A 26,173-nucleotide genomic window follows, 5' to 3' on the forward strand; every position below is an offset into this window, starting at 1 on the left:
CAAAAACATGGAGGTGGAAATACATGTTGAATCGCCGGAAGTTTTTGGGGAAGTCTCTAAAAGGGACAGCAGGGATTTTGGCCCTTTCCTTCATGCCAGCAGGTTTAAGTGCCTGTAGTAAAGAGGAAAGCAATATTGACACCAGTTCTATGGCAAGTATTGGTCCTTTAAACGAATTGGAGAAAGGACCTTATCCAAAGAAAGTTTCTTATAAAGTAACAGTCCAGGATGGGTGGACAGAACAAAATCTGGAGGGTTTTGTTTATTTGAACAAAACGAAGGAAAATGAATTTTTAATTATGTCTCCAGTATGTACTCATCTAGGTTGCATCGCAGGTGAAGCGGAAGAAAGTAAAGTAACGGAAGGAATTGAATTCTATTGTCCTTGTCATGGAGGAGAATACGACGAACATGGAATTAATATTGGAGGACCACCGCCAAGGCCGTTGGACGTTTTTGAAGGATTTGTTAAGGATAACGAAGTTTATATTCCAATATTAAGTCCGACTAAAAGAACTAAATAAAAACCCTTTATTTTTTTATTTACGGTTTACTTCCGAGGTGCAAACAAGTAAATAACAAGGCAAATCGCACGGGTATTAACATTGAAATTCACCGTGCGAATTTTCTTATTAAATCAATGGTTTTTAATATATTTATTTAAAATCGCCCATCAATTCTCAGGTCATTTCTCAATGTGGAAATAATTATTGGAGGGTATGTGATTTTGTTGTGATTTGGTAAGTGGAATGTATGGAAATTGTGAAGGTGTTTGGATATTTATGTTAAAATTGAAATAAGACTAACGAAGACTTTGTGAAATAATGTACTTAAAGTAACGGGCAGTAATGTTGAAGAAGGATTGACATCGTAAGGAGTCGAATATTATCGGTATCATTATATTTAAGAAGGAGTTGCTATGCCAGCTCCTTCTTTTTGCTATAGAGGCCGTTAAAAAAATATAAAAAAAATAATAAAATAAACCAAAACCTTTTTCTAACCTACACGTCTAAGATTTAAGTGAATTAACAAGGAGAGAAATTAGATGGCTGACTACAGGGAAGAGGATATTCATGAGTGGTACAATCTGTATCATCAAACAATTTTTAAATTTATTTTTATGCTTACAAAAGATTATCAGCAAGCTGAGGATTTAACTCAGGAAACATTTTTTAAGGCCTATAAATATCATCATACTTTCAAAGGAGATTCTAGCGAAAAAACATGGTTGTTCAGTATCGCTCATAATGTGACTGTTGACCACATGAGAAAACAAAAGCCAATTCGCTTTTTTAAAGAGTTATTCCAACCTCAAATTGACATTAAACTATTGCCAGAAAATGTGGTCCAGCTTAAAGAAAGTTCAAAGGAAATTCACGAAGCACTAAGGGCACTTAAACAATCCCATCGGGAAGTTATCATCCTTAGAAAGATCAAGGGTTTTTCAATTACCGAAACAGCAGAAATATTGAATTGTTCGGAAAGTAAAGTTAAGTCCACATTGCATCGTGGAATGTTAGCTTTGGAAAAAAGATTAATTAAGGAGTCGGGGTTAAATGAACATACAAAGTGAATTGAACACTTATAATCGTGCTCTTCAGAAAGTAGAATATGATTTGGAATGGAGTCAGGAGCAAGCCGATTTAGTAAGGAGAAAACTGGAGAGGCAAATTTATAAGGAAAAGATTAAATCTCGAGCTTTCAAGATTTTCGGTTACGTATCATCTATAAGTATCACTTTTTCTCTTCTTTTTTTGCTAATTATTCAATTGGGGAATGAAGATTCATTTGTCTCAGGAATGCTATCAAATAAAGAAAAGCTGTATACAATGGAAGTGATTAACGGGAAAGAGACACCGATTTTAACCGAAAAAGGGATGGAATATGTCGTTTATCCAATGGATGCCTACAAGGAGATTAATACTATCTCAGGAGAACCACTTCTTGCAGTATCTGTTGAAAAAATAGGTAGTAAAGAACAAGTATTTACACAGGCCTTTTACCCGACTTCAGAAGGAAGGTTTATTTCCGTACATTATACAAAGAATGAAACGGGATCAGTTGAAGAAAGGAGTAAGTATTTCTTTCCCGAACATCCCCTCTACGGAACAAAAGTCACAGAAATAAATGTTTCAGGTCAACGGGCATTTCTACATGAACCTACAACAGAATATGGATCAGCTGCGTTATATATCGTTACCAAAAATTATGTATACTATATGACTAATCAGGGGTTGTTGAATAAAAAGCAGGGTGATTCTGAAGAGTTAGTCAGACTTGCCAACTTGTTTAACTTTGAGGTTGAAAGATAAAGGTTACATTTTAGTATTTATTATCTGCTTAAATAATTGCCGATGCATTGGAGTATAAATTAATTCTGTGAGTTAACAGGACTATAAAAGTTTGTGAACCATTATAATTTAAGGTAAGGGTGCTTTGATCCAAGAAGGATTAAGGCACCTTTTTGTTGAATTTCTTATTGAGCTATAGATGCAGTTTAGTTGCACAATGATTCTTTAATATTATTAAGATTAATTAAAGGTCGCCGTGCATACATTTACTAATTATGGAACTTTTTAACATGTTATTCGTATTAAATATTAGCGGAATTTTATGAGAAAGGAGACTAAATGAAGAATTACTTACAGTTTCTTAACGTGTACATATTGTTAAAAGGAATAAAACTCTTCTTGAAAGTGGTATTACTTTTTCTTACCGTACTTATGTTAGCTTCTATGAATTCACTAATTTACAACCAAAACATTTTGGGGTTTTATCCACTCGAATTTTTGAATACAGTTAAAACTACCTTCGGCAATTTACTCTCATTAAAAGATGGGTTGATACTAATCCCTCACATGGTCAAAACTATTTCCGTATTTGAATATCTGCCAAAGGCGTATAGCTACTCCATGACAGTGTTGTTTAGCGCATTATTACTTGGTGTTATTTTTGCATTTGCTTTTGTTTATATGTACCTTTGGCTCCCTTTGAAAGCTAAAAGGTTAGTTAGAAAGATTATTTCTATCCTCGAAACTTTGCCGGATGTATTTATTATCATGAGCTTTCAGTTTGGAGTAATTTATTTGTATAAAAAGACGGGGCTTAAATTTTTACAAATATATAGTTTGAACACAGAAGTGTACATCATGCCCATTATTTGTCTCATGCTGGTACCTCTTTTTATGCTGATCAGAATCATGATTACTTTGTTCGAAGAAGAATACGAAAAACTGTATGTAGACTTTGCAAGGGCTAAGGGGCTTAGTCAGCTGGAGGTATTCACAAAACATGTAATTAGAAATATCATATATTCTTTTTCTCAATATTTATCGCTCATATACTGGATGATGATTACGAGCTTTATTTTAGTAGAATACCTATTTTTGATTGATGGCTTCACATTATTGCTTTATAGGTTTGTTTCGCCTGAAATCTTTATCCTTGCCGTCGGTTTGATTCTACTTCCTTATAGTTTAATAATGCTGTTAATTAAAATCATAGGAAGAAAAATCGGGGTACCACAGCATGAATAATTTTAAAAAACCATTGTTGTTAATCATAGGACTATTGCTATTGGTGTTGTTTGTTAGCGTTGTATATTCATCTATTTTTAAAACAGATGCCGAACCCGAACGTATCCGTTATAACGAAAGCGGCGAGGTTATTGGGAAGGCTCCATTCCCACCTTCTTTAACTCATCCATTAGGAACTGATAAAGTTGGAAACGACCTTGCTGTTAGAATGATAGAAGGTGCCAAATATACAATCCTTTTTATTACCGGAGTTTCATTCTTAAGAATTTTAGTCAGCTTGATAATAGCTTATTTTCTCGTTTTTCCATTTAAAAGAATAAGTGAATGGGTTGAAACGGTCTTCATTCCTTTTAAATATATACCTGGCCTTATCTTAGTGCTGCTCTTATCTCCTGATTTAAAAGAAGCAATTGTTCAAATGGGTTTCTTGAAAATCATCCTATATCAGTTTTTCCTGTTTGTTTTCATTGGGATCCCAATACTCTCTGCTGTACTGACAAAAGAATCTCGAAATGTATTGAAAAATGAATACATTGAAGCTTCCAATCAATTAGGGGCAAGTAGTTGGCGTATTTATACTAAGCACATTATCCCGGTTTTAAAAGACAGGCTTATCGTTACATTTCTTCAGCAATTATCTATCAACTTGTTGTTGCTTATTCAATTAGGGGTTTTTCAATACTTTATCGGTGGATCCAAGCCAGGAAACATTGCAGCAGCAGAAGAAGTAGTTCCAAAGTATTTGTCTGAATCAGGTGAATGGGCAGGCATGATAGGTCAAGGAAAGGATGAATTCTTGACTGCACCTTGGACCTTTTTTGGTCCGCTGTTAATATCAGTAGTTTTCTTGATTTTGATCAAATCACTTGTGAACAAGTTTGAAGATACTAACCGAAAAATATAATTAAAGAAGGGTTGAAGTGCTAAGTAATAGACGTTACATTATCATCATTTCTTATTGAATGAACGGTTTAGTTTAAAACAACAAGTCAATTAACAACGACTTTACATTGTTTGTAAAGAATCTGTTATTAACAAACTTTTTAGGACTCATTTGAGTAAGAAAGGGGTCGATCCTTTTTGAATTCAGATTACAAAAAGAAAAAAATCCAAAAGGATTACCATAGGAAAAGTCAGACAAAAAAATGGACGAAAAAAAAGAGCCTATTTGGGTAAATGTTGTATCAATTATTGTGATTGTTAGCTTTATTTTACATCTCTATATTGATTGGTTATAAATACAAAATTAAAAATCAACCATCCAACCGAGGGTTCAGAAGATTATAAGATATTAATAAAATTATTTTTCGTTATTAAATAAACGAAGCCGGATTGTTTAAAAAGGTGTGAAAAATTAAAAATATATTGATATCTGCTTTTAGGGAGAGTGTTTAATGAAAAAGAGAAAATTGATTACCTTGTCTTTAATTGGAGTAATTGCGATTATTGGCACAACATTCTTTTTAACAAAACCAAATGAATCAGATTTTGTAATGTGGATGGAACAAACTTATGATGTTAATTGTTTAGATTATAATTGTGATGCATTTAAGTTAAAAGTTATTGAACATGGGGAAAATAAGGTAATTACAATGCAAGTTGTGAGCGGAGGATATTCACCAGGCACATTTCTAATGAACAGAGAACTGAAATATCGTAACTATGAAAATTCGTCATACGTACTAGATATAGATGTTATAGGTATTTTGGGCAAAATTTCATTGGTAAATGAAACTAAACGATTAACCATTGATTAAATAGCTTTTTCTATTAATGGGGTGTTATCCAGAAAGGATTAACGCCCTTTTTGTTGAATTCCTTCTTGAACAAACGGAGCAGCATTCCTGTAATGAAGGAAAATGGTGTTTGAACAAAAAAATAACCTCTTGGTAGAATGAGAGAGTCCTGACGCTGGCCAGCAAAAAGGACAGATATCTCAAATACCAGGAGGCTTTAAAATGAATTATAACCAGAATAAGAAGATTGCTCAAATAACTTCTCAGACTCTTATTATAGGAGTCGATATTGCCAAATTCAAGCATGTGGCACGGGCTCAAGATTTTAGGGGAATAGAGTTTGGATCTCCATGTCAATTTGAAAATACTAAAGAAGGAATTGAGCATTTTCTTAAATGGATTTCGGAAATTAAAAAAGAACAGCGTATGGAAAAAGTGATGGTTGGCATGGAGCCGACAGGCCATTATTGGTTTAACTTGGCCCATATTTTAAAAGATAACGGGATTAAATTTGTCGCTGTAAACCCCTTGCACGTCAAGAAAAGCAAGGAGTTGGATGATAACTCACCTACGAAGAATGATGTGAAAGATGCCAAGGTCATAGCTCAGCTGGTCAAGGACGGAAGATACGCAGAACCTACGATACCGCAAGGTGTTTATGCAGAACTCCGGGTGGCAAAGAAAATTCGCGATCTTTTAACTGAAGACCTACAAACGGTCCAAGGACAGGTACACAACTGGATTGACCGGTATTTTCCGGAATTCCTCAAGGTATTTAAGAAATGGGAAGGTAAGGCTGCTTTACAATTCTTAAAGCTCTATGCCTTGCCACATGAAATAGCTGTATTCACCGAAGAAGAACTACTCGTTCATTTGAGAAAATCCGTATCACGGAGTGTTGGATTAAACAAGATTCGCGAGTTAAAACAGGCAGCCAGTAAGTCCATCGGACTTCGACAAGGTGCTGAAATGGCCAGGCTTGAGCTAAAAACCATTCTGGCTAAGTATGAATTAATCCAGTTACAATTCGGAGAATTGGATGCAAGACTTGACGGTCTGCTTAATGATATTCCAGGTGTACAACAAATGTTAGCGATAAAAGGTGTGGGCAGGGATACAATTGCCGGCTTCTTCGCTGAAGTAGGAGATTTAGGCGAATATAATCATCCCAGGCAAATTATCAAGCTGGCCGGTTTAAGCTTGAAAGAAAATACATCGGGTAAGCACAAAGGAAAAACGACCATTACAAAAAGGGGCCGTAAGAAGCTAAGGGCCCTGTTATTCAGGGTTTGTATGATTCTTGTCGCCAAAAATACGGCATTTAAGGCGTTACATGCGTACTATACTCAACGTCCGGATAATCCATTAAAGAAGATGCAGTCCCTGATCGCTTTGTGTAATAAACTAATCCGGATCCTCTTTAGTATTGGTAAAAAGCAATTTGAGTTTAATGAAGAAAAGATGTTAAAGGACATCCCTCATTTGGCACTAGCCCAGAAGACGGAAATGGCAGCGTAACTCTGTTTTAGTTTAGATGAATAGTAGTTCTGGTTTTATAGATTTTGGAGACATTTGAAGCACGGATTAGTCGGCAAAGCAACTAAATTACGGGCTAAGACCCTGTGGGGCAGCATGGCTGACATCCACCTCATGGAAAGGTTGGACGAAGGAATTTGAGAGCGAAGACTCTGTGAGGCATGGGAGGGTTGACCTCCATGAGTAAATGTGGACATCCACCAGTGCGGTTATATTTTTACTCATCCACCATTTTCTGTAAGGAACTGGTTAGTGGGTTGTAGCTCTTTTTTCTTACTCTGTCCAAAAAAATCCTTTCAAGTGAAGATCCTCCATTTATAAAGCCAGTTACCGGAAGGTAAACGACTATGAAATTCTAAGAAAACATGAGTAAATCGGCGTTTTGGCTTCATTTATTGAGGGAGTTATGTTTAAGAAGGAAAAAACATAGTTAGAATAGAATTTATTATATAAAAAATAAAAGGGAGTGTTTTCCATTGCTTTCATCTCGTACGTTAAATGAAAAAATTGCTTTTATAATTGGTTTAGTTGGAGCAATCCTTGGAGTTGCAGTTTGGGGGCTATACCATTGGGATGGAAGTTTATTATGGGGGTTAATTGATTTTAATACCTCATACATATCAACTAGTGGTTCAGAAGCGAGTATAAGTGAAATGCAATCAGAGAGAATGATGTATTACATATTATTGTTTATTCCTGCTTGTTTAGCTTTTACTTCTGTATTATTTAATAAAAAATACCTGATGTTCTTAGCAGTTTTCTTACACTTACCAATTGGTGATTTTATCAGTGGTTCAACAGGATTTTCTTCTTTTACTACTATTCAAATTGTTTGGGTTTGTTATTTACTTTCAGGGGTCATTTCCTTAATAAAAATAAATCCGTCTAGGTATAAGAATGAACGTGTTAATACAGTTAGTTAACCAAGGGGTATTTAAAAATCTAATTGGGCGTTGTGTAAACAATGTCCTTTTTTTATTTGGGTAAGATAGATAGTAAAAATGTGAAACTTTACACTTAAACTATAGGGTGCTTTGATCCAAGAAGGATTAAGGCACCTTTTTGTTGAATTCCTTATTGAGCTAACGGAGCAGGTGTGCGGCCGAGCCCAGGTCGTATCATATAGCGGGTGGGATTCCCGCCGAGTAAGAACTAGCCATTCGCTCGTAGCGAGTCTTGGAGGGCTAATGGTAACTTTAGCCTTTAAGCGTAGACAGTTAGGTGACGGGCCGAAAGCCAAATGGTTGAAGGGATTGAGCTCCATAATCGTTAGTAAATCGGGAGGGCTGATGCCTTACCTGCGTGCAGAAAGCAATATTTTATCCTTCACTAAAGGCAAGAAGGGTAAAGCCTCCCTGGAGTCAGAGACCTTGGCACGTTACACATTGATATGATACGGCAACTCGGGAGACCCTACCGGTCTTTTCTTGTGAAGAGTATGGTCTACAAGCGATAACAAGCAAGGAAACCAAATGCCGATGGTAGGGAGTCGGATAGCAGCGTAGTACCAATGATGTTGGGTAATGCCGATGGAGGGAAGGCTAGCTACCAGTTATCACTCTTACTAGGGACACATTTACTACACACAGAGGTAGGAATAATAAATGGAAACAAAACTACTAAGGATAGCAGAATTAGCAAAATCTGAACCTAAAATGAAGTTTACCTCTCTTGCACATTTATTGAATGAGCAATCTTTAACTCAGTGTCATCATGAATTGCCTAATAAAAAGGCAACTGGTATCAACGGTACGACAAAAGAACAATACAGTGACAGCTTGGAAGAAAACATAGAGGATTTAGTTAGTAGGCTTAAAAGCAAAAGTTACCGTCCTGTTCCAGTAAGACGGATGTATATCCCAAAGCTCAACTCAAACAAGATGAGACCTTTGGGAATACCGGAACATGAAGATAAAATTGTTCAAAAGGGCATTACGAAAATACTAAATGCCATCTATGAAAATGACTTTCTAGACTGCTCATTTGGATTCCGTCCAAATAGAAACTGCCACGATGCGCTGAAAATACTGAATCAATATATTGAGAAGAGAGCAGTAAGTTATGTAGTCGATGTAGATATTAAAGGGTTCTTTGATAACGTTGACCACAAATGGATGATGGAATTCTTGAAACTCCGAATCACAGACCCTAACCTACTGAGAATAATCAGCAGGTTTCTTAAAGGTGGATACATGGAGGAAGGTAAGAAATACAAGACAGATAATGGTACACCGCAAGGTGGAGTGATATCTCCGATATTAGCCAATGTCTATCTCCATTACGTTCTTGATCTATGGTTTGAAAAAGTGGTTAGGAAACAATGTAAAGGCCAGGCATATATAGTAAGATACGCAGATGATTTTGTTTGTTGTTTTCAGAATAAAAGTGAAGCCCAGCAATTCTTCCATTCTTTAAAAGCGAGGTTAAAGAAATTTAACCTGGAAATAGCCGAGGATAAAACTAAAATAATTCCCTTCGGACGGTTTGCGGAAAAGAATGCAAAACGTGACGAGACTGGCAAACCAGATACCTTTGATTTCCTCGGATTCACACACTATTGTGGGATAAGTAAACACGGAAAGTTCCGAGTAAAGCGGAAAACCAGCAGGAGGAAAGTCCAAGGTAAACTAAAAGATACCAAAGAATGGCTGAAGAATAATAGGAATAAAGATATCCATATGATTATGGATAGATTTAAACGCTCACTAACAGGTTATTACAACTATTATTGCATCACAGATAATACCCAAACTGTTAACAACTTTAAAGCGAAAATTGAGTACTTACTGTTTAAATGGCTAAACAGAAGAAGCCAAAGGAAATCCTTTACCTGGGATAAATTCAGACTCTTTCTTAATAAATATCCACTACCTTCACCAAGAATCAAAGTGAATATTTACGATTTAAGAAAAGAGATTAGCTACATTTTGTAAATGATAATTGGAGGAGCCGTGTGCGTTAATAGCGCAAGCACGGTTCTGTGAGGGGGGAGGAGTACAATTTACCGCAAGGTAGAAAGGCTCCCTTCTACTCGACTAGCTCAAGAAAAGGAGACAGAAAATTTGTATGTTCTAGGGGGGATAATATGAAGCGATTGTTAATTGTTTGCTCATTCTTTTTATTAGCCTTAATTGTAGGCTGCTCTTCAAGTGAAAAATCTGATGAAAAGTATTTTGTCCTAATTGTTCAGGGTGAAGAAAACATTAGTGAGAAATTTAGTAAATTCACTAATAACGAATATTCCGTGGTTGAAATGCAATACCTAACAAGTTTAAAAACAGCAAAAGAAAAATATCCTAAATACGAAATAGAAAAAGCCCCAGCAGTATTTATATTTGAAACCGCAGGAGAAATGAAAAAATTAAAATTAAAAACTTATGATATTGAGGAAGCCCTTCGTTTTCTTGAGACTAAGAAAGAGAGTCAATAATCAAAAAAAGAAATGTTAAACAAAGGAGTGGTAAACTAGGTGGTTTACCACCTTTTTTGAATTACTTATTGAACAAACGGAGCAGGTTAACTCAATAAAAATAAAAAAGAACACATTATGTGTTCTTGATAATCATTTTGTATCTTGCGGAGGCTTACTGTGTTCGTACTTTATCAATTCAACTGCTGGATATTTTTCAGGAAAGTTCTTCGTTGTTTGACGAGATGGCTCGACCGCAAAGTATAAAGTATCAGTCCCGAAAGTTTTTCCATTACTGGATGAAGGAATTAAACTGATTTTCAAGATATATGAGTATTTTTCCATACCTTTATATTCTTTATTTCCTTTAAATGAAATTGATACCGTATCAATTTGTGAATGTGGTGCATAGCCGTTAATATTGTTATCGTTGTAATAATCCTCCATAGCTTTCATTATTTCATTATGGTACAGCTCAAGAATAAAAGAACCATACAGATGGTTTTTTTCTTTACTTGAAGTCGTAAATTCAGGTAATTCTTGTAAGGCTTTATCTGATGCCTCTGTTGTAATCAATGATTCAGGGAAGAAACTTACTATACAAAGTGCAGAAATTATCATTATAATCTTTTTCACTATTTCTCCTCCATTCTATATATAATGTGTGGAGATACTGTCTTAGTTATACAAATGTTATTAAGTGAATCAATGCACTTAAACTAACGGGTGCAAGAGTACAGAAGCAACGCATAATTTGCGTTGCTTCTTCACTTTGTTAGAAATATTTCTGATAAAACTCCTGTCTCAGCCTTCCGCTTAATTGGGCATATATTCGAGTGGTTTCGCTTTTCTCGTGACCCAAAAGGCTTTGAATGACTTCTACTGGTGCTCCATTGTTTAATAAGTGGGTGGCATAGCTGTGTCTTAGTTGGTGAGGATGGATTTCTTTATTGATGCCTGCACGAGCTGAGATTTTCTTTATGTAATACCTCATCTGTGCAATACTCATTCTGTGGGGCTTTCTCTCCGTTACAAAAATGGCTGGATCCTTATCGTGGCGATTATCTAAATATCGCTTCAGCCAGAGTTCGGTTCGGATATTAAAATAGACCTCGCGTTCTTTATCACCCTTTCCTCTGACAATGGCAGAGCGGTTAGACCAATTAATGCAGTTGCGATCAAGTGCCGCGATTTCTCCAATCCTGCAGCCAGTCGAGAACATTATTTCAAATAATGCCTTCTCCATTGGACTGATACAGGCTTCACGCAAAAGTTCAATTTCCCTTTCTGATAAAAATTTTGGGATTCTCTTGCCGGCTTTCGGTTCTTTGATCTTTGCTGCTGGATTAAGGGGAATATGCCCTTCCTCGTGACACCAGCGAAACAATGACTTCATGAATCGAATCCTGTGAGCCATACTAGAGGGTTTTAAGTCCTTACCTTGAGTAACAAGATATTTCTTTAATCCTTCTGTGTCGAAACTATCGATATTCTGATCATTAAAATAACCAATGAGTAGCTTTGCTTGGATTCCATATGCTTTTAAAGTATAAGGTGAAAAGCCTTCTATACGTTTATCAGCTTCATAGGATTTCCACGCAGTTGATAATAACAAACAAATCCCTCCCATTTAATTGGATACTAAGAGGAATTATTGCCTGTTTTATAGAAATTAAGACTCAAGGTATTCAATAGTAATGAAAGATTTATTCCAAAACTATTAATGTAAAGATATCTAGCTAGGTAAGGAGATTTAGAAATGACCTACTGGGAAACGAAAACAATTAATACCGTACGCGGAAACTTTGAGGTCTTTGTAAAAGGTGAGGGCAATCCAATTTGCGTCACTCATCATTATTCAGAGTTTAATAATACTGGTGATTACTTTGCAGACTCTTTGACAGAGAATAATACGGTCTACCTTGTGAATTTAAAACAAGCCGGTAATTCAAGTAAGGCTAATGAGGCTCATGAGTTGAGCATGTTTGATGCTGTATAAGACCTTGAAGCAATCCGAGACGCGTTGGGGTATGCCAAATGGACCTTTGCCGGGCACTCGACAGGAGGTATGATAGGAATCATCTACGGTATTCATTTTTCTACGTCTCTAACTTCACTAATAATTGTGGGGGCTGCTGCCAGGAAATATGCGAATTCATCCTCTGAATGTATCTATCATCCAGACCATCCAAACTTTGACCGAATGCAGCAACTTATTGAGACTTTAAAACGCTCCAATTTATCACATAGTGAAAGGGAGATTTTCTCAAAAGAGAGAACGAAACTGTCTCTATTTCACCCGGATAAGTATGATGAATACTTTTCTTTAGGCATACATAAAAAGATGTCTGCTGCAAGAATGAACTTTTTTATTAGGGAAGAAATGATCTTTGATGTAACCCGTGAGTTAGAAAAAATCTCAACAAATACTTTAATACTGAGTGGCCGATACGATGTACAATGCCCGCTTTCTTTCTCCGTAGAAATAAATGAGTTAATACCAAATTCACAACTATTTGTTTTTAACGAAAGCAACCATTACCCCTTCCTTGAAGAAAAGTCGTTGTTTAGACAAGTCATCTTAACTTACTTAAAAGAAAAGGTGTCTTATTGAACTATAGGGGCAGCATTCCTGTAATGAAGGAAAATGGTGTTTGAACAAAAAAATAACCTCTTGGTAGAATGAGAGAGTCCTGACGCTGGCCAGCAAAAAGGACAGATATCTCAAATACCAGGAGGCTTTAAAATGAATTATAACCAGAATAAGAAGATTGCTCAAATAACTTCTCAGACTCTTATTATAGGAGTCGATATTGCCAAATTCAAGCATGTGGCACGGGCTCAAGATTTTAGGGGAATAGAGTTTGGATCTCCATGTCAATTTGAAAATACTAAAGAAGGAATTGAGCATTTTCTTAAATGGATTTCGGAAATTAAAAAAGAACAGCGTATGGAAAAAGTGATGGTTGGCATGGAGCCGACAGGCCATTATTGGTTTAACTTGGCCCATATTTTAAAAGATAACGGGATTAAATTTGTCGCTGTAAACCCCTTGCACGTCAAGAAAAGCAAGGAGTTGGATGATAACTCACCTACGAAGAATGATGTGAAAGATGCCAAGGTCATAGCTCAGCTGGTCAAGGACGGAAGATACGCAGAACCTACGATACCGCAAGGTGTTTATGCAGAACTCCGGGTGGCAAAGAAAATTCGCGATCTTTTAACTGAAGACCTACAAACGGTCCAAGGACAGGTACACAACTGGATTGACCGGTATTTTCCGGAATTCCTCAAGGTATTTAAGAAATGGGAAGGTAAGGCTGCTTTACAATTCTTAAAGCTCTATGCCTTGCCACATGAAATAGCTGTATTCACCGAAGAAGAACTACTCGTTCATTTGAGAAAATCCGTATCACGGAGTGTTGGATTAAACAAGATTCGCGAGTTAAAACAGGCAGCCAGTAAGTCCATCGGACTTCGACAAGGTGCTGAAATGGCCAGGCTTGAGCTAAAAACCATTCTGGCTAAGTATGAATTAATCCAGTTACAATTCGGAGAATTGGATGCAAGACTTGACGGTCTGCTTAATGATATTCCAGGTGTACAACAAATGTTAGCGATAAAAGGTGTGGGCAGGGATACAATTGCCGGCTTCTTCGCTGAAGTAGGAGATTTAGGCGAATATAATCATCCCAGGCAAATTATCAAGCTGGCCGGTTTAAGCTTGAAAGAAAATACATCGGGTAAGCACAAAGGAAAAACGACCATTACAAAAAGGGGCCGTAAGAAGCTAAGGGCCCTGTTATTCAGGGTTTGTATGATTCTTGTCGCCAAAAATACGGCATTTAAGGCGTTACATGCGTACTATACTCAACGTCCGGATAATCCATTAAAGAAGATGCAGTCCCTGATCGCTTTGTGTAATAAACTAATCCGGATCCTCTTTAGTATTGGTAAAAAGCAATTTGAGTTTAATGAAGAAAAGATGTTAAAGGACATCCCTCATTTGGCACTAGCCCAGAAGACGGAAATGGCAGCGTAACTCTGTTTTAGTTTAGATGAATAGTAGTTCTGGTTTTATAGATTTTGGAGACATTTGAAGCACGGATTAGTCGGCAAAGCAACTAAATTACGGGCTAAGACCCTGTGGGGCAGCATGGCTGACATCCACCTCATGGAAAGGTTGGACGAAGGAATTTGAGAGCGAAGACTCTGTGAGGCATGGGAGGGTTGACCTCCATGAGTAAATGTGGACATCCACCAGTGCGGTTATATTTTTACTCATCCACCATTTTCTGTAAGGAACTGGTTAGTGGGTTGTAGCTCTTTTTTCTTACTCTGTCCAAAAAAATCCTTTCAAGTGAAGATCCTCCATTTATAAAGCCAGTTACCGGAAGGTAAACGACTATGAAATTCTAAGAAAACATGAGTAAATCGGCGTTTTGGCTTCATTTATTGAGGGAGTTTACTTATACAAGAAAATAATGATTATATTGAGGGGGAGTAATATGATTTTGACTTGGGAACCAAACTGGTATGAACTAGACCAAACTATAATTGTAAGTGACATTGATTACTTCTATCTCGATAAAGATGAAAAAACATTTGCAAATGATTTTACTTCCTCTGAAGACAAAGAAGTGCGTGGGGAAATTATAAAGATAACTCATCGTGAACTAGGAGAACTGTTAGGAGTACTGACAATTGGTTTAAGCTATAAATTCTTTTTAAAAGATGGTAAATTCATTCAAGTAGATGCAGAAGAGAATATAGGTCAGATTGATTATCCTAACAATATTAAAGTAAATGATTGGCTTTTTAATGTGGAATTAAATGTACTTGAGGTGACTGGTTTATCATCTCAAGAGAGAACCAAAAGAACAATGAGTCAAGAACGAGTAAAGCTAGAAAAAGAAAGAAAAGAAAGATATAAACGCTTATTGAATATTGATTATTTATAGTGCTTGTTCAACTAACGGGTGCTTTAGCACAATAAGGTAATATGAAAAAAGGCTTAGAGATGAAAATTCCTCTAAGCCTTTTAGTATTGTGAATAGTGTTGTGAAATAGGCGTGAATTAATATGTGATTATGTCTGTGAAATACCGTTTTGCACCTCACAAGTAAACCCGTTATTTTTTTATTTAGTGTGTTTTTGCATTGATTGTTACTTTTCATACATGCCATGCCAGATTATGAAATAATCAGGTCACTTTTTTTCTAAAATGTGTGAGCAGTAATGAAAAATTAAAAACCTGATTTTTTCTTTTGGCTGAGAAAACAACATAGTTTGAGAAGATTATATTAATGACCACTAACTTTATAGTTGGTCTTTTTTAATTGGAAATTTTTCTGACTTAAATATAGTGGTATAGATACTGCTTACCATCCGATACCGCTAGTTATTCTTAAGAACTATAAATATAATAACACTAACACCTCAAAAAAGGGGGATAAATGTATATGACACCCTGCATAAATTCTCCTAAATTAAATGATAACATGGTTACTAAACTAACAGGCAGGGGGAGTACTAAGATTAAGACCGTTATATTGAGTCATGCAATCATTATGGTAACTCTCATATTTGCTTTCCTAATAGGTGCGATTTTTATCTTTTATGACAGAGGTGAATCACTTGATAAGGTGTTGGCAATGGGGGGGAATGTTAAAGGCCAAGCAACTTTAATAAAGGATTCGGTTGAAAACGAGGGACCAATAAAAGAAAAGGTAATTGTAAGAATAAAGGACAAAGTGCTTCTTGACGCACCGGTTGTTAAACAATTTCCGGAACTTCCACGAGGATGTGAAGTAACTAGTCTTGCAATGTTGCTTCAGTACAATGATATTGATGTGGATAAAATGGAATTAGCTTCAGGGATTAAGAAGAATCCAGTGTTGCTCGAAAAAAGAGAGGGTGTAACTTACTGGGGACATCCAAACGATGGCTATATTGGGGATATGTATACCTATGAGAAACCCGGATTTGGTGTTTACCATAGACCAATAGCTGAGCTAGCAGAAGAATACTTACCTGGTAAAGTAAAGGATATAACGGGGGCTGACTTTTCCGTAATTAAAACCTATTTATCCTTGGACCTTCCCATATGGGTGATTATTAATACAACCTATAAGAAGCTGCCGGCCTCTTATTTTGAGGAATGGATAACGCCATCAGGACCTGTATCAATCACTTACAAAGAACATTCCGTGCTGATTACAGGTTACGACGATAAATATATATATTTTAACGATCCTATCACGGGAATAAAAAACAGGAAAGAACCATACAGCAGTTTTGAGGAGGCCTGGGAGCAAATGGGCAAGCAGGCCATAGTCATTTTTCCTGATCCCTGATTTCCGAATAAGTGATAATAAGATTAACACAACTTTAATAAGCTGTTTTGTAAATATGTTATACATAAATTAGAACAGTATCTGGTTTTCTTGATTGAATCAATTGGTACAAACAAAAAGCGACAATATCTATTACAGATAAAATCTACCTGTTAATCTTAACGAAATGTAATAATTGTGTAATATAAATTGCACACTATGTGCACGTTGATTCGTTATTATTTAATTGCTAGGACACCCCCCCTTTTAATATAGATTCCTTCCTATGCATGAAAGGCTGTCGTTTAAAATGCGACAGCCTTTCTGCTATAGGTACGTTATTTGCATATGTGTGAATCTGAGATGCATAAACCCTGTTAAGTCCACCAAAAGGCTCCGGTAAATCACCGGAGCCTTTAGCCTATTCTACATTAAATTGCCCCATCATTCCTGCGTCTTCATGCTCGAGAATATGGCAATGGTACATGAATAACCCTTTATGATCAAATGTGGCAATTGCTCGGACTTTTTCACCAGGTGCAACCAAAATAGTATCCTTCCATCCGCGTTCATTTGGCGGCGGGGGATTCCCATCACGATCAAGGATCAGGAATTGGGTTCCATGGCCGTGGAACGGATGAGCCATGCCCATATTATTACCCATCATGCCCATTCCTTCATTCGAAATTTCCCAAATCTCGGTATCATGAAGCTTAAGCTGCTCGTCAATGCGATCCATGTCCATCTGCTTGCCGTTGATGCTGACATTACGGCCCATTCCTGACATGACGAATTTCCGAGTCCGTGCAGCCATGGTTTCATCTGGATCTGGAATGTCAACCAATTTTGATGGAACTTTATTCGGCCCTTTTTCCTCGCCCGTGACGATGAATTTCATAAATGAAGTTCCCTTATCGGTCAATTCCACGGTTTCTCCCTCTTTATATTCTGAAAAATCAACAATCAACTCAGCACGTTCTGCAGAACTTAAAATAAGCTTGTCCATTTCCACGGGTTTTTCCAGGAGTCCACCATCTGTCCCAATCTGGTAAAATTTCTGCTTGTTGCTCAGTTGGAATTGATAAATTCGTGCATTAGAGCCATTCAGCAGCCGGAAACGGACCTTGCCTTTAGGAACTTCAACATAAGGATTAATGGCTCCATTCACCATAATCGTATCTCCCTGCAGTCCCATCATGACATCGTGCATGCTCAAATCATAGGTAAACTGACCGTTTTCATCGAGCTGTTTATCCTGGACAATTAATGGTATATCATTCACCCCATATTCGTTAGGCAGATCCAGGTTCTCACTATCTTCATCATCAATTATAAATAGACCAGCAAGTCCTTTATATACGTGTTCGCCAGTTTCATGGAGCAGATGTGGATGATACCATAAAGTAGCAGCATTTTGTTCAATTTTGAATTTCGGATTCCACGTCGTTCCAGGCAGGATGCCGGAATGAGGGCCGCCATCCTGGTCGCCGTCAACTTCTAGTCCATGCCAATGGACCGTGGTTGCTTCATCAATCTCATTTTTTACTTTTATTGAAACATCATCTCCAGTTTTTACACGAATCACGGGTCCGAGGTAATCGCCATTATATCCAAACGTATCTGTTGGTTTGCCTTCTAAAAACTCCATGGATCCTTTTTGGGCAACAAGAGTGAACTCTGCTTTTCCTGGGTCTGGATTCTCGTCTTTTAGGATGGGGGGAATGGGAAGAGAGGTTCCTCCATCAGCGAGTGAGTCATTCTTCATATCTTCAACCTCTCCGTTATCGTTACCCATCATACCACCATCCATCATTCCTCCCCCTTGTCCAGGCATGTTACCGTTCATGCCGCCAAAACCCCTCATAAAAAACCAGCCGCCCACAATGAGCAGAATCAATAAGATAAGTGCGGCCATAACTATTTTTTTCATCATTTTTACCTCCTTTAGTACTTATCTAGCTTTTACATGAATTTATTCTTGAATACACAATACCTCGCTGTGTATTTTATAAGCGCCGGTTTATAATTGCAAACAATAATGCTAACTGTAGTCAAATATGCATTTTCTATGGAGTTTAATTCGAGAAACCTGTGGTAGAAACTATAAAGTAAATAAAATTAAGGAGGAATAAAAATATGCTATTACCTGCATCTGACTTAGGGTTAATTGCAACTCACCTACCCGCCCATGACGGTATGATAATGAAAGTAAAGCTTATGGCAAGAGAAGTAAAAGAAGAAAAATTACTTGAATTGCTAAATACTAAGGTAGGGATTTTACGAAGCCATGTGCGTATCATGATGGATATGCTTGATCCTGACAAAAGTGATTTTGAGAAGATTCCGGATTTCAATGAGCTTCCGGAGGGGCAGCTCGAAACTACATCTAGAGGGTCACAGCTGATGGACAAGCATATCGCAATGGAGATAAAGGCTTCAACAGAGGCAATGGCGAAGGATAACTTCGTCTCAGCTCTTAAAATGAAGGACCCACAGGTCAAACAGACACATATTGAAATGGCACTTCAGCAAGTGCAGCTGCTTAATATGGTTACTGAATTCCTGAAGGAGATTGAAGCAGATGTAACACCTATGGGTACGCCAGATGAGCAAAAGAAAGTCTTGAATCATTTCAGTCATATAATGGAAGAATAGATTTTGATTGGAGGTCGAGAGATGAATCCTAAAAATGAACATAGTACTGTAAACAATCATGACCACAGTCAGGCCAGCAGAATGACTAAAGATAGTAGCCAGTCCAGTCGAACACCACATGACAGTCATGAACATCATCAAGGACATAGCATGATGGACTCCCATCAGGGACATACCGACCATAAGGAGAACATACCAAAAGTACAGGTTGATTGGACCTCAAACCCTCATACGGTCAAAGTGGATCAAGAAACAGAAATTTTTATCGACATAAAAGATTTCTCCGGGAAGGTTATCGAGACTTTTTTAGCTGTGCATGAAAAAGAAATGCACCTACTGGCAATTAAAACGGATTTATCTGTATTCCAACATCTTCACCCGCAATATATTGAAAAGGGTAGATTTCAAGTGAAGACAACCTTCCCAAAGGCCGGGGAATATAAATTTTATGCAGATTTCCTGCCGGAGGGGGCAAATCAGCAGCTTGCGTCACATGAGCTGGTCGTAAAAGGTTCGGAAACCATGGAAGAGGTAGTTCCCGATAAGCTTTTGAAAAAGGAGATAGACGACCTGACATTCGAGCTGATTCTCCCAGAAGCCAAAGTAGATGAGCATATAAGTTTGATTTTCACCCTAAATGATAAGGAAGGAAACCCAATTACTGAACTTGAACCCTATCTTGGTTCTGCAGGACATGTGGTGATTGTCAGTGAGGATATGAATGAATTTCTCCATGTTCACCCAGTGGATGAGAACGCAAAAGGGCCTGATGTCGAGTATATGACCAGCTTTCCCCAAAGTGGATTGTATAAAATTTGGGGACAGTTCAAGTACAAACAAAAACTTTATACGGTGCCTTTTGTGATTGAAGTTAAGTAATAGGCATCAGTCCAGCAATGGCACACAGAATTGTGTGCTATTGTTCAATTTTCTAGTAAAGGAGGTAGAAACATGAAGGAGATTGAAGGGGAAATTGACATGCCGCAAACGAACAAAGGACGATTGAAAATTATTACGGTACTGGCTATTCCGGCAGTCATCGAAAATTTTTTCCAGACGATTCTCGGCTTTGTCGATACATACTTTGTATCAAAAATCGGTCTGGCAGAAGTTTCGGCGGTAGGGGTCACCAATGCAGTCCTTGCGATATATTTTGCGTTATTTATGGCAATTGGGGTAGCAGCCAATGTAAGGATAGCAAACTTCCTTGGTGCTAACCTTCCGGAAAAAGCAAGGCATATTTCACAGCAATCAATCGTCCTTGCTGCCATATTTGGAATTTTAACAGGGATCATTACCTTGGTTTTCGCTGAACCGCTGCTGAAACTAATGGGTATCGAGGCAGAGGTCCTCGAGGCCGGTGCACTGTATTTCCGGATTGTTGGTATACCTTCGATTGTGATGAGCTTCATGTTTGTATTAAGCGCTATCCTGAGGGGAGCAGGCGATACAAAATCGCCGATGAAGGTAAGTATTGTCATCAATATTGTCAATGCAGTTTTGGATTATGTCCTTATCTTCGGTTTTTTGTTCATCCCCGAAATGGGCATCGTAGGAGCAGGGATTGCAACCGTAATTTCACGATTGATTGGCAGTATTGCGCTATTTTACTATGTCAATAAAACAGAAACCCTTAGCTTCAGAAGAGATTACTGGAGTATTGACAGGACACATTTAATGGAACTGACTTCTCTTGGAGCCCCAGCTGCAGGCGAGAGACTAGTCATGCGTGCCGGTCAAATCGTCTATTTTGGTTTCGTCGTTGCCCTTGGTACCAATGCATTTGCCGCTCATCAGATTGCAGGCAATGTCGAAGTATTTTCCTATATGATTGGATATGGATTTGCTACTGCCGCCACCATTTTGGTTGGCCAGCAAATCGGTGCTGGTAATCTTGAGGAGGCTAAGCATTATGCGAAACTATCCACCTATCTCACAGTAGGAGCGATGACCCTGCTCGGTGCCTTGCTCTTCATCCTCGGTGACTGGGCAGGCAGCTTTTTCACCGAAGATCAGCAGGTCATCGATAATATAGGAACCGCATTAAAAATATCTGGTGTTTTCCAGCCGTTTCTCGCTGTTTTAATGGTACTTACAGGTGCATTCCAGGGTGCAAATAACACGAAGTTTCCAATGTACCTAACCGGCTTCGGGATGTGGGCTGTACGAACCGTACTTGTCTACCTCCTCGGAATCAAGTTAGGATGGGGACTTGCGGGAGTATGGATAGCAATCGGAGCCGATATCGCATTTCGTGCAATTGTCCTTGCAATCCAATTCAAACGAGGAAAATGGATGGCGCTCGAAAAAGCACCAGACCCAGAGTCGCACTGTCATCCGCAAACGACAAAAGAAACCATGTCAGCTTGCGCTAATAACTATTAATAAGGAGCATACAGTTATCAATCTGTATGCTTTTTTTAGGTAACAATATTATTGAATTGAATCTAAGTTTATCGTAAGGGGTTCCTGCTTAAAAAAGGTGTTTAGTAAAAATAAAAAGTTCTTAGATCGAGTTGTATCAAACACATTAAAGAACAAAAAGTACAGAATTAATCGTGTAACTGGAGATGTCATAGCAATAACCTTCTTTCCAGCTACCAAATCAAACTCCCTAGTTCTGTTAAAATTATGAAATTCACCCTTATTGGTTTTTTGGTGTTTTACCAAGCATCCAAGAGGTATAGGACATAAGAATCTATTTTAAGGAGGAACATTAATGACCAATAATAAACTGTTAAGAAGTTCAGGATTAGGTTTAGCGGCTTTAGGACTCGTTTTTTCAGCTGCAGGAGTATCGGCAGAAGCCCATAATCCCGGAGCTAAATTCCAACCCAATAATCAGCTTGAAGTTGAATTGAATGATGAGAAAAAACTAGCTATTGTAGAAAAGAAAGTGATTGCTGTTAAAACTAAAATCGAGGATATCGAAGCCTCACTAGGGGAAGCACCTCTAACAGCTGCAGAGGTAGAAATGTATGAGAAGTACCTAGAGGATATAAATCCCTTACTTAATCGTTTAAACGCTGCGGAAAACCAGTTAGATGCCAAGGTTAAAAATCAAAGTAATCCTGATCCAATTGCTGAAGAGATTTATGGATGGATAAACGAGGTTCGCTCTAAAATTTCTGTGGTCAAGGAAACAATGGAATCTCAACTGGCTGATACAATGTCCAGTTCAGGTGAAGTTCCTGAAGGACTTGCTACAGCAGAGAATCCGAAGTTCAAAATCGGAAGCCAGGCTATAATTGAAGCAGATCATATGCCAGGCATGAAAGGTGCTCTAGCAACCATAAAAGGAGCATATGACACCACAGCATACTCTGTTACGTATTACCCTACAACTGGCGGAGAGCCTGTGAAAGATCATAAATGGGTCATTCATGAAGAGTTAGAAAACCCGGGGGAAGAACCTCTTGAACCTGGTACAGAAGTAACCCTTAACGCAGATCACATGAAAGGCATGGATGGTGCTACGGCTATCATCGAATCAGCTGTAGATACCACTGTCTATATGCTTGACTTTACAACAACATATGGAGAAAAAGTAGAGAATCATAAATGGATCACTGAAAGTGAATTAAAATCCATTGAGTAAAAAAACAAGATAATAAAGTATAACATCGAAAAAACAAAGTATACAGGTACTAATGTGCTTGTATACTTTGTTTTTTTTAAATACTTAATGAAACTACCTAGAATTTTGTCCCCCGGTTCTATAAAATGGTTTATTTCATAGTCATTTATATCCAATAAATAGTAAAATATCACTAGTGATAATAAAATTTTTCAGGAGCTGATTTAATGTTTGAAAAAATATTAGAATTATTAGAGGCTGGTGGAGAAACAAGGAATATCGAATTTAAGAAAACTTACAATTGGGGTAATCCACAACATAAAGCAAAGATCGTAAAATGTATTTTAGCTATGAGTAATACTAAAGATGGTGGGAACCTTATCCTTGGCATTGATGATGAAAAACAAGGCTTAGAGAAATTAACAGGTATGGAACAGGAGCATTTCTTAAAATTAAACTATGATCATATAGTAGTTGAGGTTAATAAATTCGCAGATCCTCCTATAGCGTTCCATATGTATCCAATTGAAAAGGATAATAAGTACTTTATATTAATTAAAATCTCTGAGTTTGATGAATTGCCTATTATTTGTAAAAGGAGTGGAGAACAAGGACTAAAAGAAGGAGCGGTATTTTCAAGATCAAAAACAAAGCCAGAATCTGCTCTTATTAGGTCTCAATCGGAAATGAGAGAATTAATGGATCTTGCAATAACAAGGGAATTAGACAATTCTATATGAGGGTAAGAGATTCTGGATTACACCTAGCTGACGACGATACATCCCAAGAGAGTTATGCGAAAGAGTTAGTTGAAATTGAAGAAGATGAAATAGTCCAACTGATTAAGAAAAAAGGCTATTGGAAAATTACAATAAGACCTACTTATTATGAGGAAGATAGAATTGAAACGTTGGAAAATTGTAGAAAGATATTACAAGACAACAAGTTGAGTTTGAGAGGGTGGGATTTCCCACACTTGAACGGTTTTGCGAATGGAAACAATTATGTCCAGTCTAAAGAAAACTTCGGTCAATTCAAAGAGCTATTAAGATTTTATAAGAGTGGTCAATTCATTTATTATAATTCCATGTACGAAGAGTATATGGATGAGAGGTATCAAAAAAGAGTGAATGGGAAGGGATTAGAGGTTATTAGTTCGCTCTATTTATTCACAGAAATATTTGAATTTGCAACAAGGTTAGCACAAGGGAAAATAGTAGGAAATGAAATTACAATAAGAATTGAGTGTAATGGTATTAAAGGACGACAACTTTTCTTTTATGAAGGTACAAGACCGCTTTTCCGTGACTATATTTCAACTATAGAGGACGAAGCACACTTAGAAATAAACATTGGGGTTGAAGAATTAATATCTAATGGTAGTACAATCGCAATTGAGGTATTAAATAATTTATTTGAAAAGTTTAATTGGGACATTCATGCAATTAAAGGAGTATTTATAGAAGAGCAACAAAAACTGTTAAAAGGATTATTATAATTGCAGATTTGGTGGCCAGCAGAATAGCTCTTTTCATAGGAAAAGGGCTTATTTTAAAGTAATAAGATTCAGGCAATAGTTAAAGATAAGGGTGGAAGTATTTCGATGGAGGTCCTTAAATCATTAGCGAAAAAGTGTCGGAATCCCTTTTCCTAAACTAAACAATAATTTACATAAATTTATTCATAGAACAATAATATTATATACCTATATAACTTGTGTAGCTAAGAACCAAGCAGAGAAATAAATGATAAGTGTCTATTGATGCACCGGAGGAGATCATTAGTTGGTTATTTAGCTAAATAGAATATCAGGTTTTGAGAGGTTCCTAAGAACAAAGTAATTTAAGAAAATACGAAATATTTATAGTTGCCTGGTTTAGTCATAACAAAGAATAGGGGGATACATTTTTTTGCACAGTTAGCCCAAGGATTTAAAAATATTATTACGTAAAATATGAATTTGATGTAATATTATAACGAAGACTAATTTTTTCCTTAGGAGTAATTTGATGAAAAACAGCTCGCAGTCACAAAATTACAAAAAACTTGATTTAATACTTAAAGAACTCCCATGGTATGTAGAAGAATATATTGATAAGAAAAAAAGAAAACTCTCACCAGGCACTTTGCTTAATTACTGTCATGATTTTAAGATCTTTTTTAATTGGTTGGTGTCTGAGGGTTTTTATAATGGAGAAATAAAAGAAATTCCGCTGTCATTGTTTGAGACGCTGACTACTCAACAAATCGAAGACTTTCTCAGCTTCTTAAAGTTCCAGTTAGACAACAGAGAAATTACCATTAATAGAAAGTTATCATCTTTAAAATCACTCTTCAATTATCTGCAAAATATAGCTGAAACCGAAAAGTTAGAACCATATTTAATCCGCAATGTAATGGCGAAAATTGAATTTAATGATGTGTCCGAGGATCCTGAAACAATTGCAAACCGAATGGAAGGAAAAATTTTAATTGGAGATGAATATGAGGACTTCAGAGTATTTGTTGCTAAGGATTACGGTGAAATAAATAAATCCAATAAACGCATTACTACATTTTATAAAATGAATAAAGAACGTGATACAGCAATTGTATCATTATTCTTAGGATCAGGTTTAAGGTTATCTGAATTAGTATGGTTAAATATAGAGGATATAGATTTTAATAAAAACTGTGTGAGAGTAATAAGAAAAGGAAACAAAGAACAATACGTATACTTTAGTGAGCAAGCAATGACAGATTTAAAAGCATATCTGAGTATTAGGAGTAATAATTACAATATTCCGAGAGAAAATAAAGCTGTGTTTGTTGCAGCTCCTATGGGTCCTAAAGGAACTACCAGAAGGCTGTCAGGAAGAGCTATCGAGAAATTAATTGAAAAATACGCGATTGCGTTCGGGAAACCTTCCTTATCAGTACACAAATTAAGACATTCATTCGCAACGAGGTACCATTCTGAAATAAATGATGTACCTAAGTTAAGAAGACAGTTAGGCCATTCCTCAATTGAAACTACAATGATATATACACATCTGAAGAATGAGGATTTAAAGAATGCAATCAATAAACTTAATATGCCTAAAGAACAATAAAAAACTAATGTAGGTAAATTCTCTTCAAAAATTATGTATGTAGGTAGATTCTCTTCAAATTTTAACAATGTAGGCAAGGTCTTTTCAAAAAAATTTCAGTGGTTTTAGGGCAGCAACTAAGATTAATGCTCTAAAACACTGAAAAGGAAGGAATGTAGGCACATTCTCTTCATTTATGTAGGTAGATTCTCTTCAACGGACAGGAGAGGAGTGAAGAATATCTCCTTATAAAAAACTTATTTTCTAGTTTACATAACATAAATTCTGGGAAGTTGAATAAAATCATTTCAATACCGT

The 26,173-nt window shown here is 36.9% G+C and carries 23 protein-coding genes and 1 pseudogene; 21 read left to right on the plus strand and 3 right to left on the minus strand.

What is annotated here, in order from left to right; translation table 11 throughout:
• Positions 1 to 23 precede the first annotated feature (23 nt).
• The 10 genes from FOF60_RS12915 (at position 24) to FOF60_RS12960 (ending at position 10,238) form a co-directional block, all read left to right on the plus strand.
• Entirely contained in the window at positions 24 to 524 is a 501-nt protein-coding gene (locus FOF60_RS12915; RefSeq protein WP_192472127.1) for a QcrA and Rieske domain-containing protein, read from the plus strand.
• A gap of 521 nt (positions 525 to 1,045) precedes the next feature.
• Positions 1,046 to 1,573 (plus strand): RNA polymerase sigma factor, encoded by a 528-nt coding sequence (locus FOF60_RS12920; RefSeq protein WP_192472128.1) that lies wholly within the window; start codon positions 1,046 to 1,048, stop codon positions 1,571 to 1,573.
• Positions 1,557 to 2,312, plus strand: coding sequence for a hypothetical protein (locus FOF60_RS12925; RefSeq protein WP_192472129.1), 756 nt, complete (start codon positions 1,557 to 1,559; stop codon positions 2,310 to 2,312). The genes FOF60_RS12920 and FOF60_RS12925 overlap by 17 nt, the downstream gene beginning before the upstream one ends.
• A gap of 318 nt (positions 2,313 to 2,630) precedes the next feature.
• Entirely contained in the window at positions 2,631 to 3,536 is a 906-nt protein-coding gene (locus tag FOF60_RS12930) for an ABC transporter permease subunit (RefSeq protein WP_192472130.1), read from the plus strand.
• Positions 3,529 to 4,440, plus strand: a complete 912-nt coding sequence (locus FOF60_RS12935) for an ABC transporter permease subunit (RefSeq protein ID WP_192472131.1) — start codon at positions 3,529 to 3,531, stop codon at positions 4,438 to 4,440. The genes FOF60_RS12930 and FOF60_RS12935 overlap by 8 nt, the downstream gene beginning before the upstream one ends.
• A gap of 490 nt (positions 4,441 to 4,930) precedes the next feature.
• On the plus strand, positions 4,931 to 5,293 hold the full coding sequence (locus FOF60_RS12940) for a hypothetical protein (RefSeq protein WP_192472132.1): 363 nt from the start codon (positions 4,931 to 4,933) through the stop codon (positions 5,291 to 5,293).
• A 201-nt stretch (positions 5,294 to 5,494) separates the two neighbouring features.
• Positions 5,495 to 6,790 carry an IS110 family RNA-guided transposase gene (locus tag FOF60_RS12945; RefSeq protein ID WP_192473839.1) on the plus strand — a complete coding sequence of 432 codons (1,296 nt, stop codon included), beginning with the start codon at positions 5,495 to 5,497 and terminating at the stop codon, positions 6,788 to 6,790.
• 494 nt (positions 6,791 to 7,284) lie between these two features.
• Complete coding sequence (locus FOF60_RS12950; protein ID WP_192473802.1) at positions 7,285 to 7,731, plus strand: hypothetical protein; 447 nt, start codon at positions 7,285 to 7,287, stop codon at positions 7,729 to 7,731.
• 681 nt (positions 7,732 to 8,412) lie between these two features.
• On the plus strand, positions 8,413 to 9,741 hold the full coding sequence (gene ltrA, locus FOF60_RS12955) for a group II intron reverse transcriptase/maturase (RefSeq protein ID WP_192473803.1): 1,329 nt from the start codon (positions 8,413 to 8,415) through the stop codon (positions 9,739 to 9,741).
• A gap of 152 nt (positions 9,742 to 9,893) precedes the next feature.
• Positions 9,894 to 10,238, plus strand: coding sequence for a hypothetical protein (locus tag FOF60_RS12960; protein WP_192473804.1), 345 nt, complete (start codon positions 9,894 to 9,896; stop codon positions 10,236 to 10,238).
• Positions 10,239 to 10,370: 132 nt separating this feature from the next.
• Here FOF60_RS12960 and FOF60_RS12965 read toward each other — a convergent pair whose 3' ends face one another.
• Positions 10,371 to 10,853, minus strand: coding sequence for a hypothetical protein (locus FOF60_RS12965; protein ID WP_192473805.1), 483 nt, complete (start codon positions 10,851 to 10,853; stop codon positions 10,371 to 10,373).
• A gap of 139 nt (positions 10,854 to 10,992) precedes the next feature.
• Positions 10,993 to 11,832 carry a tyrosine-type recombinase/integrase gene (locus FOF60_RS12970; RefSeq protein WP_192473806.1) on the minus strand — a complete coding sequence of 280 codons (840 nt, stop codon included), beginning with the start codon at positions 11,830 to 11,832 and terminating at the stop codon, positions 10,993 to 10,995.
• Between the two features lie 144 nt (positions 11,833 to 11,976).
• Here FOF60_RS12970 and FOF60_RS12975 point away from each other — a divergent pair.
• The 4 genes and pseudogenes from FOF60_RS12975 to FOF60_RS12990 all read left to right on the plus strand — a co-directional run bounded on the left by FOF60_RS12975 (position 11,977) and on the right by FOF60_RS12990 (position 16,573).
• Positions 11,977 to 12,831 (plus strand): annotated as a pseudogene (locus FOF60_RS12975) (alpha/beta fold hydrolase).
• Between the two features lie 132 nt (positions 12,832 to 12,963).
• A complete protein-coding gene (locus FOF60_RS12980) occupies positions 12,964 to 14,259 on the plus strand; it encodes an IS110 family RNA-guided transposase (protein WP_192473839.1) in 1,296 nt (431 codons plus the stop codon).
• A 466-nt stretch (positions 14,260 to 14,725) separates the two neighbouring features.
• Positions 14,726 to 15,178 carry a hypothetical protein gene (locus FOF60_RS12985; protein WP_192472322.1) on the plus strand — a complete coding sequence of 151 codons (453 nt, stop codon included), beginning with the start codon at positions 14,726 to 14,728 and terminating at the stop codon, positions 15,176 to 15,178.
• 501 nt (positions 15,179 to 15,679) lie between these two features.
• Positions 15,680 to 16,573: a C39 family peptidase gene (locus FOF60_RS12990; RefSeq protein WP_225650256.1), complete on the plus strand. Its 894-nt coding sequence runs from the start codon at positions 15,680 to 15,682 to the stop codon at positions 16,571 to 16,573.
• A gap of 400 nt (positions 16,574 to 16,973) precedes the next feature.
• Here FOF60_RS12990 and FOF60_RS12995 read toward each other — a convergent pair whose 3' ends face one another.
• On the minus strand, positions 16,974 to 18,485 hold the full coding sequence (locus FOF60_RS12995; protein ID WP_225650257.1) for a multicopper oxidase family protein: 1,512 nt from the start codon (positions 18,483 to 18,485) through the stop codon (positions 16,974 to 16,976).
• A 203-nt stretch (positions 18,486 to 18,688) separates the two neighbouring features.
• Here FOF60_RS12995 and FOF60_RS13000 point away from each other — a divergent pair, with 203 nt between their 5' ends.
• The 7 genes from FOF60_RS13000 (at position 18,689) to xerS (ending at position 25,876) form a co-directional block, all read left to right on the plus strand.
• Positions 18,689 to 19,207, plus strand: a complete 519-nt coding sequence (locus FOF60_RS13000) for a hypothetical protein (protein ID WP_192472323.1) — start codon at positions 18,689 to 18,691, stop codon at positions 19,205 to 19,207.
• Between the two features lie 21 nt (positions 19,208 to 19,228).
• Complete coding sequence (locus tag FOF60_RS13005; protein ID WP_192472324.1) at positions 19,229 to 20,086, plus strand: hypothetical protein; 858 nt, start codon at positions 19,229 to 19,231, stop codon at positions 20,084 to 20,086.
• A 72-nt stretch (positions 20,087 to 20,158) separates the two neighbouring features.
• Positions 20,159 to 21,592 carry an MATE family efflux transporter gene (locus tag FOF60_RS13010; RefSeq protein ID WP_192472325.1) on the plus strand — a complete coding sequence of 478 codons (1,434 nt, stop codon included), beginning with the start codon at positions 20,159 to 20,161 and terminating at the stop codon, positions 21,590 to 21,592.
• A 760-nt stretch (positions 21,593 to 22,352) separates the two neighbouring features.
• Entirely contained in the window at positions 22,353 to 22,805 is a 453-nt protein-coding gene (locus tag FOF60_RS13015) for a YdhK family protein (protein WP_413632896.1), read from the plus strand.
• A gap of 206 nt (positions 22,806 to 23,011) precedes the next feature.
• The gene (locus FOF60_RS13020; protein ID WP_192472326.1) at positions 23,012 to 23,524 is read left to right on the plus strand and encodes an AlbA family DNA-binding domain-containing protein; all 513 of its coding nucleotides are present in this window, start codon (positions 23,012 to 23,014) and stop codon (positions 23,522 to 23,524) included.
• Positions 23,521 to 24,282 carry a hypothetical protein gene (locus tag FOF60_RS13025; protein WP_192472327.1) on the plus strand — a complete coding sequence of 254 codons (762 nt, stop codon included), beginning with the start codon at positions 23,521 to 23,523 and terminating at the stop codon, positions 24,280 to 24,282. Before FOF60_RS13020 ends, FOF60_RS13025 begins: the two co-directional genes overlap by 4 nt.
• Positions 24,283 to 24,793: 511 nt before the next feature.
• Positions 24,794 to 25,876 carry a tyrosine recombinase XerS gene (gene xerS / locus FOF60_RS13030; protein WP_192472328.1) on the plus strand — a complete coding sequence of 361 codons (1,083 nt, stop codon included), beginning with the start codon at positions 24,794 to 24,796 and terminating at the stop codon, positions 25,874 to 25,876.
• Positions 25,877 to 26,173: the final 297 nt, after the last annotated feature.

The organism is Mesobacillus jeotgali (assembly GCF_014856545.2).
Classification (GTDB): Bacteria; Bacillota; Bacilli; order Bacillales; family Cytobacillaceae; genus Mesobacillus.